This window comes from Lentzea aerocolonigenes (genome assembly GCF_000955955.1).
GTDB lineage: Bacteria > Actinomycetota > Actinomycetes > Mycobacteriales > Pseudonocardiaceae > Lentzea > Lentzea aerocolonigenes_A.
Window position 1 is genome coordinate 20,893 of sequence record NZ_JYJG01000350.1, and the last position, 6,641, is coordinate 27,533.

At 67.5% G+C, this 6,641-nt stretch carries 9 protein-coding genes; 3 read left to right on the forward strand and 6 right to left on the reverse strand.

Translation table 11 applies throughout. The annotated features are described in order from the left end of the window. Positions 1–4 precede the first annotated feature (4 nt). Together UK23_RS37210 and UK23_RS37215 are read left to right on the forward strand one after the other, a co-directional pair. Entirely contained in the window at positions 5–316 is a 312-nt protein-coding gene (locus UK23_RS37210; protein WP_030471038.1) for an antibiotic biosynthesis monooxygenase family protein, read from the forward strand. Further along, entirely contained in the window at positions 316–1,110 is a 795-nt protein-coding gene (locus UK23_RS37215) for an SIR2 family NAD-dependent protein deacylase (RefSeq protein WP_045316472.1), read from the forward strand. Before UK23_RS37210 ends, UK23_RS37215 begins: the two co-directional genes overlap by 1 nt. On the opposite strand, the gene UK23_RS37220 is transcribed toward UK23_RS37215, so the two are convergent. Then, positions 1,082–2,104 (reverse strand): endonuclease/exonuclease/phosphatase family protein, encoded by a 1,023-nt coding sequence (locus UK23_RS37220; RefSeq protein WP_231114845.1) that lies wholly within the window; start codon positions 2,102–2,104, stop codon positions 1,082–1,084. The two genes, UK23_RS37215 and UK23_RS37220, sit on opposite strands and share 29 nt — an antisense overlap. A gap of 72 nt (positions 2,105–2,176) precedes the next feature. Between UK23_RS37220 and UK23_RS37225 the strand changes: the two genes are divergently transcribed. Next, on the forward strand, positions 2,177–2,809 hold the full coding sequence (locus UK23_RS37225) for a DUF6928 family protein (RefSeq protein WP_045316463.1): 633 nt from the start codon (positions 2,177–2,179) through the stop codon (positions 2,807–2,809). A 1-nt stretch (position 2,810) separates the two neighbouring features. Here the strand turns inward: UK23_RS37225 and UK23_RS37230 are convergent, their stop codons facing one another. From UK23_RS37230 to UK23_RS37250, 5 genes are all read right to left on the reverse strand, one after another. Beyond that, positions 2,811–3,668: a hypothetical protein gene (locus tag UK23_RS37230; RefSeq protein ID WP_045316464.1), complete on the reverse strand. Its 858-nt coding sequence runs from the start codon at positions 3,666–3,668 to the stop codon at positions 2,811–2,813. Between the two features lie 2 nt (positions 3,669–3,670). Next, positions 3,671–4,798: a WXG100 family type VII secretion target gene (locus UK23_RS37235; protein WP_045316465.1), complete on the reverse strand. Its 1,128-nt coding sequence runs from the start codon at positions 4,796–4,798 to the stop codon at positions 3,671–3,673. Positions 4,799–4,805: 7 nt separating this feature from the next. Then, positions 4,806–5,120 (reverse strand): WXG100 family type VII secretion target, encoded by a 315-nt coding sequence (locus UK23_RS37240; RefSeq protein WP_045316466.1) that lies wholly within the window; start codon positions 5,118–5,120, stop codon positions 4,806–4,808. Beyond that, positions 5,117–5,812 (reverse strand): YbaB/EbfC family nucleoid-associated protein, encoded by a 696-nt coding sequence (locus UK23_RS37245; protein WP_419503917.1) that lies wholly within the window; start codon positions 5,810–5,812, stop codon positions 5,117–5,119. Before UK23_RS37245 ends, UK23_RS37240 begins: the two co-directional genes overlap by 4 nt. 211 nt (positions 5,813–6,023) lie before the next feature. Next, positions 6,024–6,641 (reverse strand): AAA family ATPase (locus UK23_RS37250; RefSeq protein ID WP_156213675.1); only part of this gene is annotated, 618 nt, incomplete at its 5' end.

The following is a 6,641-nucleotide window of genomic DNA, read 5'->3' on the forward strand; positions in this document are numbered from 1 at the left end:
TCTCATGGCAGTCGTGAAGATCAACGCGATCAAGGTCCCCGAGGGCGCAGGCCCCGAGCTCGAGAAGCGCTTCGCCGCCCGCCTCGGCGCGGTCGACGACCAGCCCGGCTTCCTCGGGTTCGAGCTCCTGCGCCCCGTCGCGGGCGAGGACCGCTACTTCGTCGTGACGCACTGGGAGACCGACGAGGACTTCGTGGCGTGGCGTGACGGTCAGGCCGGTGCGGCCGCGCACTCGGGTGAGCGCGCGAAGCCGGTGTCGACCGGTGCCGACCTGCTGGAGTTCGAGGTCGTGCTCGGGAGCAAGCCCAAGCAGTGATCGACCAGGCTTATGAGCAGGCCGCCGAGCTGATCGCCGGCGCGGACGCGTTGCTCGTCTGCGCCGGTGCCGGCATCGGGGTCGACTCCGGGCTGCCGGACTTCCGCGGCACCGAGGGCTTCTGGCGGGCTTATCCGCCCTACGAGCGGCTCGGGCTGAAGTTCGAGGAGATCGCCGATCCGGTGCACTTCGCCGACGATCCCGAGCTGGCGTGGGGTTTCTACGGCCACCGGTTGCACCTCTACCGCTCGACCGTGCCGCACGAGGGGTTCGAGATCCTGCGCTCGTGGGGTGCGCGCGTCTTCACGTCCAATGTGGACGGTCAGTTCCAGCGGGCGGGGTTCACGGACGTCGCCGAGGTTCACGGCTCGATCCACCACGTGCAGTGCGTGGAACCGTGCACCGACGAGATCTGGGAGTGCTCGTTCGACGTCTCCGTTGATCCTGTTTCGATGCGTGCGGTGGGCCCGCTGCCGTCGTGTCCCTCGTGCGGTGGTCTGGCCAGGCCCAACATCCTGATGTTCGGCGACTGGGGCTGGGTGCCGCACCGCAGCCAGGCGCAGCTCGACTCGTTGACGTCGTGGCGGCGTTCGGTGCAGAACCTGGTCGTGATCGAGATCGGCGCCGGAACCGCGGTGCCGACCGTGCGGCGGCAGGCAGAGCTCGCGTCGGCTTCCACCGGTTCGTTGATCCGGATCAACGTCCGCGAGCCTGAGGTCCGTCACGGCCGCGGTGTGTCGTTGCCGGTCGGGGCTCTGGAAGCGCTCAGAACCTTGGCACGACGAACTGCGTGACGACGGCCCGGTGGTCGCTGCCGGGCACGTCGAACACGTCCAGCGTGTCGACCGGGCAACGCGGGTCCACCAGCACGTGGTCGATGGTGACCGGTGGCGGCCAGAAGCCGCTGTTGCTCGGCCAGGTGTGGATCAGCCCCTTGCCGACCTGGTCCGCGGCGTCCACGTAGCCCTTGTTGAGCAGCCGCGTCATGCCGACGTGGTCGAGCGTGGCGTTGAAGTCGCCCGCGAGCACCCTGATCGCGCCGGTGGAGTCCGGGCTGGGCAGGCCGGCGAGCTCCCGTTGCCACGCCTCCGGCCCCTCGGTCACGACCGGCGGCAACGGGTGCACCGAGACGACCTCGATGTCCTTGCCCGGCAGATCCACCAACGCCCCGGCCTGCTGCAACGTCCCTGGCGGCGTGAGTTCCTTGCGCGTGAGCGGGTACTTCGACGCGATGCCGCTGCCGGACCCGCCCGGTTCAGCGAGGAAGACCCGGCTGGGCAGCACCTGGTCGAGCCCGGCCCGTTCGAGATCGCGGACCATCTCCGGCGACAGCTCCTGCATGGTCAGGATGTCGACGTTGCGAGCCTTGACCTCACGCACGATCGCCTCGGCGTCCGCCATGCCGACGAGCAGGTTCGCGGTCATCACCCGGACCTGCTGCCCCACCCCGTTCGGCCGCGAGTCCGGAAATGCCCGCGGCGCCACGTTCGCCACCAGCACAATCGCCACAAAGGTCATCGTCAGCCCGATGACCCACCTCTTGCGTGCGAGCGCGAACAGCCCGATCAGCAACCCCGCGACCGTGATGTACGGAATGAGCGAGGTCGCGGCGATCATGTACCGCGTGCCGTCGATGCCGAGCAGCCTGACCAGCGCCGCCGTGACGAACGCCATCGCGCACACGAACAGCAAGAACGTGGCGAAACCACTTCTGCGCGGCTTCACCTCGGTGGTGACCACGCCGTGCAGTGTCGCCGAGTGCTCGTCAGTCTCCGGTGTGGTCCCCACGAAAGAAGGACGGCTGGCCGCGGCCATCCGTTGCCTCCCGGAATTGTCAGACCCCTCCGCCATCCTGATGTCATGGGTGCCAAAGACTGGATGCTGATGTACGCGTCCGACGACGTCGGCAAGGTCCTGCGCGCGGCGCCGGAGATCGACCGCGAGGCCACTGCCGCCCTGGTCGCGCGGCTCTACCCGGCGCACGAGATCCGCCCGATCGCCGACGGGTCGCTGGACTACGCCAACCCGCCGGAGGGCGAGGTCTACGCCGCCGTCCTCCCCGGCCTCTCGATCGTCTGCACCTGGGACGCCGCCGGCGACGCCCCGACCGAACTGGATCCGCGCTTCGTCCGCGAAGCCGCCGGCCGCACCCTGTACCTGCACGCCATGCACAGCGTCGTCGACTTCTTCGCCTACGCGATCTGGACGCCCGACGGCTCCGTCCGCCGCGCGTTCAGCCTCTCCCCCGACAGCGGCGTGATCGAGGACGTCGGCACACCGCTGCCGTTCGAGGAGAAGTACCTGGCGGGCGATCGTGAGTTCCTCGAATCGCTCGACGAGGACGACGAGTACCCGTTCCGCTTCCACCCGCTCGACCTCGCCGAGGCTGCGCTGCGGGCGTTGTTCGGCTTCAACTACGAGGGGCTCTACCAGGACGACGACCCGGACCTCGCGGCCACCGTGCTGGCGGGCTACGCCGTCACGCCGCGCTGACTCAGAGCGCTGCGGCAGGGTGCCTCGGCCGCGCGCCGGGCATCCTGTCGAGCAGCCCGCAGATCGTGTCGACCACGACCATCACCTGGTCCGGCTCGATGTGGTCGATCATGACGAGGTAGACGAACCCCGCCTCGAAGGTCAGCCGCATCTTGCTCGCGAACACCGGCAGGTCGCCCTCCCTGTCGATCAGCCAGTGCAGCGCGTCGAAGTTGAGCTCCCTGCTCGCGGCCGCGGGGTCGGTGCTGCAGGCGAAGAACTCCCCGTCCATCGGAGGCGCCAGCGGCACCTGGTGCCACCCGCCGTGATCGCTCTGTGCGGTCGACGGCGGTCTGGCCACCCATCCCTCCCGTTGTTCCTCGATCCGCTGGGGCGAGAGCGGGTTTCCCGTGGAGGTGTGCTTGTACGGACGAATGATTCGCATCGGCGCCATGCGTGCGGTGGCCACCTCGATGCGGTGTTCCTGAACCCATTTCACGCCATAACCGGAGGGGTTCGACACGCGCACCGATGCCTCGGTCACCCGGACGTGCCAGTGGCCCCGCTGAACGTCCATCGCGAGGTCGAACTGCGGTTTCGACCGCCGGAGCAACGTCGCGAAAAGACCTTCGACGTGTTCGACGACGGGACCGCGAACTCCTGCCGACCAGGCGGTGGTCTCACCCCCTGGCCCGATCACCCGGCCGCCGATGCTGTTCGCCAGCGGAGTCAGCGCGGCGACCTGCTCCGCCCTGGTCCTCCGATGAGCGCGGAAGTGCAACCAGCGCCGCACCACGAGGAAGAGGACGGCGAGAGCGACCCACACCAGGAAGAACGGCGTGAGGACGTACTCGTTCCAGATCTTCAGGAGGATGTCCATGATCAGATGTCCAGAAACCCTTCGATGCGCTGCTTCGAGTGATCAGTTCCGGTTTCGCGGGACGCGGTGGCCTGCTCTCGCAGTGACTGGTTCCTGGCACCCTTTTCGTGGACGCCGTTGACCTGGGCGAGCGCCTCGTTGCCAACGGCGTCGAGCATCGACTTCCCGAAGCCCTGGTGCACCCGCTCACCGACGATGCCGTCGTGACTGTTCATCCTGGTGACCGGGTTGCTCTTGAACATTTCCCACTTGTTCTTGCCCACGAGCGCGTCGGTCGCCTGCTGACTGGTGACCTTCTTGTCCGCCATGGCCTTCTTGAAGCCGGTGCCGAGGCTCTTGGCCTTGCTCGCCAGCCTGCGCAGGAAGTCCATGATCCTGGTCAGCAGCTGACGCAGTTTCGCGACGATGCGCGACACCCGGCTCGCCGTGGAAGCGATCCGGACGCCGGTCGCGGCACCTGCCGCAGCCGTTGACGCGCCACAACTCGGCACCGCTGCGGCCAGCGCGGGAATCCAGATCATGATCAGCCAGGTGATCAGCTCGGACAGGATCGCCTTGATCACGTCCTCGATGACCTGCATGACCATCGACGACATCATCAGCAACTCGGCCAGCTCACCTGCCTGGCCCGCGACACCGTCGATGCCCTGAGCGAACTCGCCCAGCTTCGTGGCGGCAGCCTCCGACGCGCTGCCACCCCAGGTCGTGACCGTGCTCTGCAGGTCCTCGGTGAAGCGCGTGCTCAGGTCCGAGATGCCTTGGGCGATCGCGCCGAAGTTCTCGCCCGCCTGCTGCAGCGCCGGACCGTCGCCACTGACGAAATGAATCGCGTCCTCGAGCGGCTGCACGACGCTGATCAGGAAGTTCAGGCCCTGCCCGACCAACCAGCCGATCGGGTCCGTCACCATTCCCTGACCGAACTCGGTGACCGAGGTGACCAGCGCGCTGCCTTCCGAGGTCAGCCCGGCGACACCACCGGTGTCACCGGTCTTGCCCGCGGCTTCCTTCGCCTTGACGAAGTTGCCCCAGATCGGGGCGTTCTCCTCGGCTTTCTGCCCGAGCGTCTTCTCACCGACGGTGATCTTGACCTGCTGGTCGCCGGAGCCGGCCGTGTACTCCTCTTCAGCCATGGCGCCCCTACCCCCTCTCGACCTTGATGCCGTCGAGGATCTTCTTCAGGGCCTCTTCCTGGTCCGCGTAGCCCTTGGCGGTGTCGCGGAACTTCTCCACTCCGGAGTCGAGCCCTTCCGTCATTGCGGTGAGGGTGTCTTCGAGGTCTTTCAACAGCTCCGTGTACTGCTGCTTCACGAAGATGCCGACGACGCCCCACGACTTGTCGCCGACGTCCGACTTGTCCACGAGCCCGGAGACCTCACCGGCGAAGGCGCGATGGCCGTAGAGCTTGTCGGCGTACTCGCGCAGCTCCTCCGGGTCGACGCTGAACCCGCTCATCGGCCGCCGTCCTCGTCATCGAAGAGGTTCAGGAACTTCCCGTCCTGTTTGGACGGAGCGGCGGGCGGCTGGGGCGACCTGTCGTTCCACGCGTTGCCGCGCATGATGTTCTGGTCGGCGAAGTCGTCGTGCGGCTCCGGTGCGGGCCTGCGCGGCGGTGCGGGCGGGCGCACCGGACCGACTTGGGGCACGGGCGGGGGCATCGGCGGGCGCTGCGGTGCCGGTGCCGGAGCGGGCGGCTGGGGTGCGGCGTCTTCCGTCCTGACGGCCCGGAGCTCCTCTTTGGACATTCCGAAGAGCTGCGACTGGGTTTCCAGGACCTGGTCGGAGAGCTTCATGTCGTCACCGATCGCGCCCTCGACGATGCCCGCTTGGCGGCGGGCGGCCTCGGCGACGGCCTGGCGCAGGGTCGACATCAGCTCGGCGGCCAGGGCGTGCGGCGGTCTGCGCATGGCGAGGTCGGTCAGCCGGATGTCCTTGATGCTGCCGGACGGGCCCGCGACGACTGTCACGGCACGGTCGGCCGAGGTGGCCACCGCTTCCAACTCGGTCAGCTGCTGCTGCATCTCGCCGACACCGGCGAACTGCTGGTCAACCCGCTGCATCTGAGACTGGAACCGCTCGAACTGAGCGACCAGCTGCTCGAACGCCGCCGACGGCACAAGAACCTCCTGATGGGCCAACGCCCGCACAAGATCATGTGGGCGGCCGTCATCGTGCCAGGAGCAGACGAAGGTTCGCGGCGAAACGGACTAATCGGCAGGATTCCTCGGCTCCACACCCCGAGCTCTCCGTGTGGACGACCCCGACCGAGCAACTCGCCGTGGGCACCGGCCGTTGAACAGGAGAGACGAGAACGGCCCCCAAGCCGAAGCCTGGGGGCCGTTCTCACGTGCTGCTAGCTCACTCGGTCTCGGTGACCGGGGCGTCCTGCACCTCGCTGGCGGCCGGGGCTGCCAGGTCGACCGGCGGGGCGTCCGGCACGCGGTTCGGCTTGGCCTCGCCGCGGAAGACGAACTTCGCCTTGTCGTGGTCGTCGGACACGCCGTCCCAGCCCTCGACGTCGGTGATGATGATCTGGCCCGGCTGGATCTCGCCGAACAGGATCTTCTCCGACAGGGTGTCCTCGATCTCGCGCTGGATCGTCCTGCGCAGCGGGCGGGCGCCCAGCACCGGGTCGAAGCCGCGCTTGGCCAGCAGGGACTTGGCCCTGTCGGTCAGCTCGAGGGCCATGTCCTTGTTCTTCAACTGCGTCTCGACGCGGGCGATCATCAGGTCCACCATCTTGATGATCTCGTCCTGAGTCAGCTGGTGGAAGACGATGATGTCGTCGATGCGGTTGAGGAACTCGGGGCGGAAGTGCTTCTTCAGCTCGTCGTTGACCTTGTTCTTCATGCGCTCGTAGTTGGACGCGGTGTCCTGACCCGAGGTGAAGCCGAGGCCGACTGCCTTGCTGATGTCGGACGTACCCAGGTTCGACGTGAAGATGATGACGGTGTTCTTGAAGTCCACCGTCCGGCC

Excerpts from the sequence above, each read along its gene's own strand:
- UK23_RS37210 (WP_030471038.1), top strand. The coding sequence starts at position 5 with ATGGCAGTCGTGAAGATCAACGCGATCAAGGTCCCCGAGGGCGCAGGC.
- UK23_RS37225 (WP_045316463.1), top strand. The coding sequence starts at position 2,177 with ATGGGTGCCAAAGACTGGATGCTGATGTACGCGTCCGACGACGTCGGC.
- UK23_RS37230 (WP_045316464.1), bottom strand. The coding sequence starts at position 3,668 with ATGGACATCCTCCTGAAGATCTGGAACGAGTACGTCCTCACGCCGTTC.
- UK23_RS37235 (WP_045316465.1), bottom strand. The coding sequence starts at position 4,798 with ATGGCTGAAGAGGAGTACACGGCCGGCTCCGGCGACCAGCAGGTCAAG.
- UK23_RS37240 (WP_045316466.1), bottom strand. The coding sequence starts at position 5,120 with ATGAGCGGGTTCAGCGTCGACCCGGAGGAGCTGCGCGAGTACGCCGAC.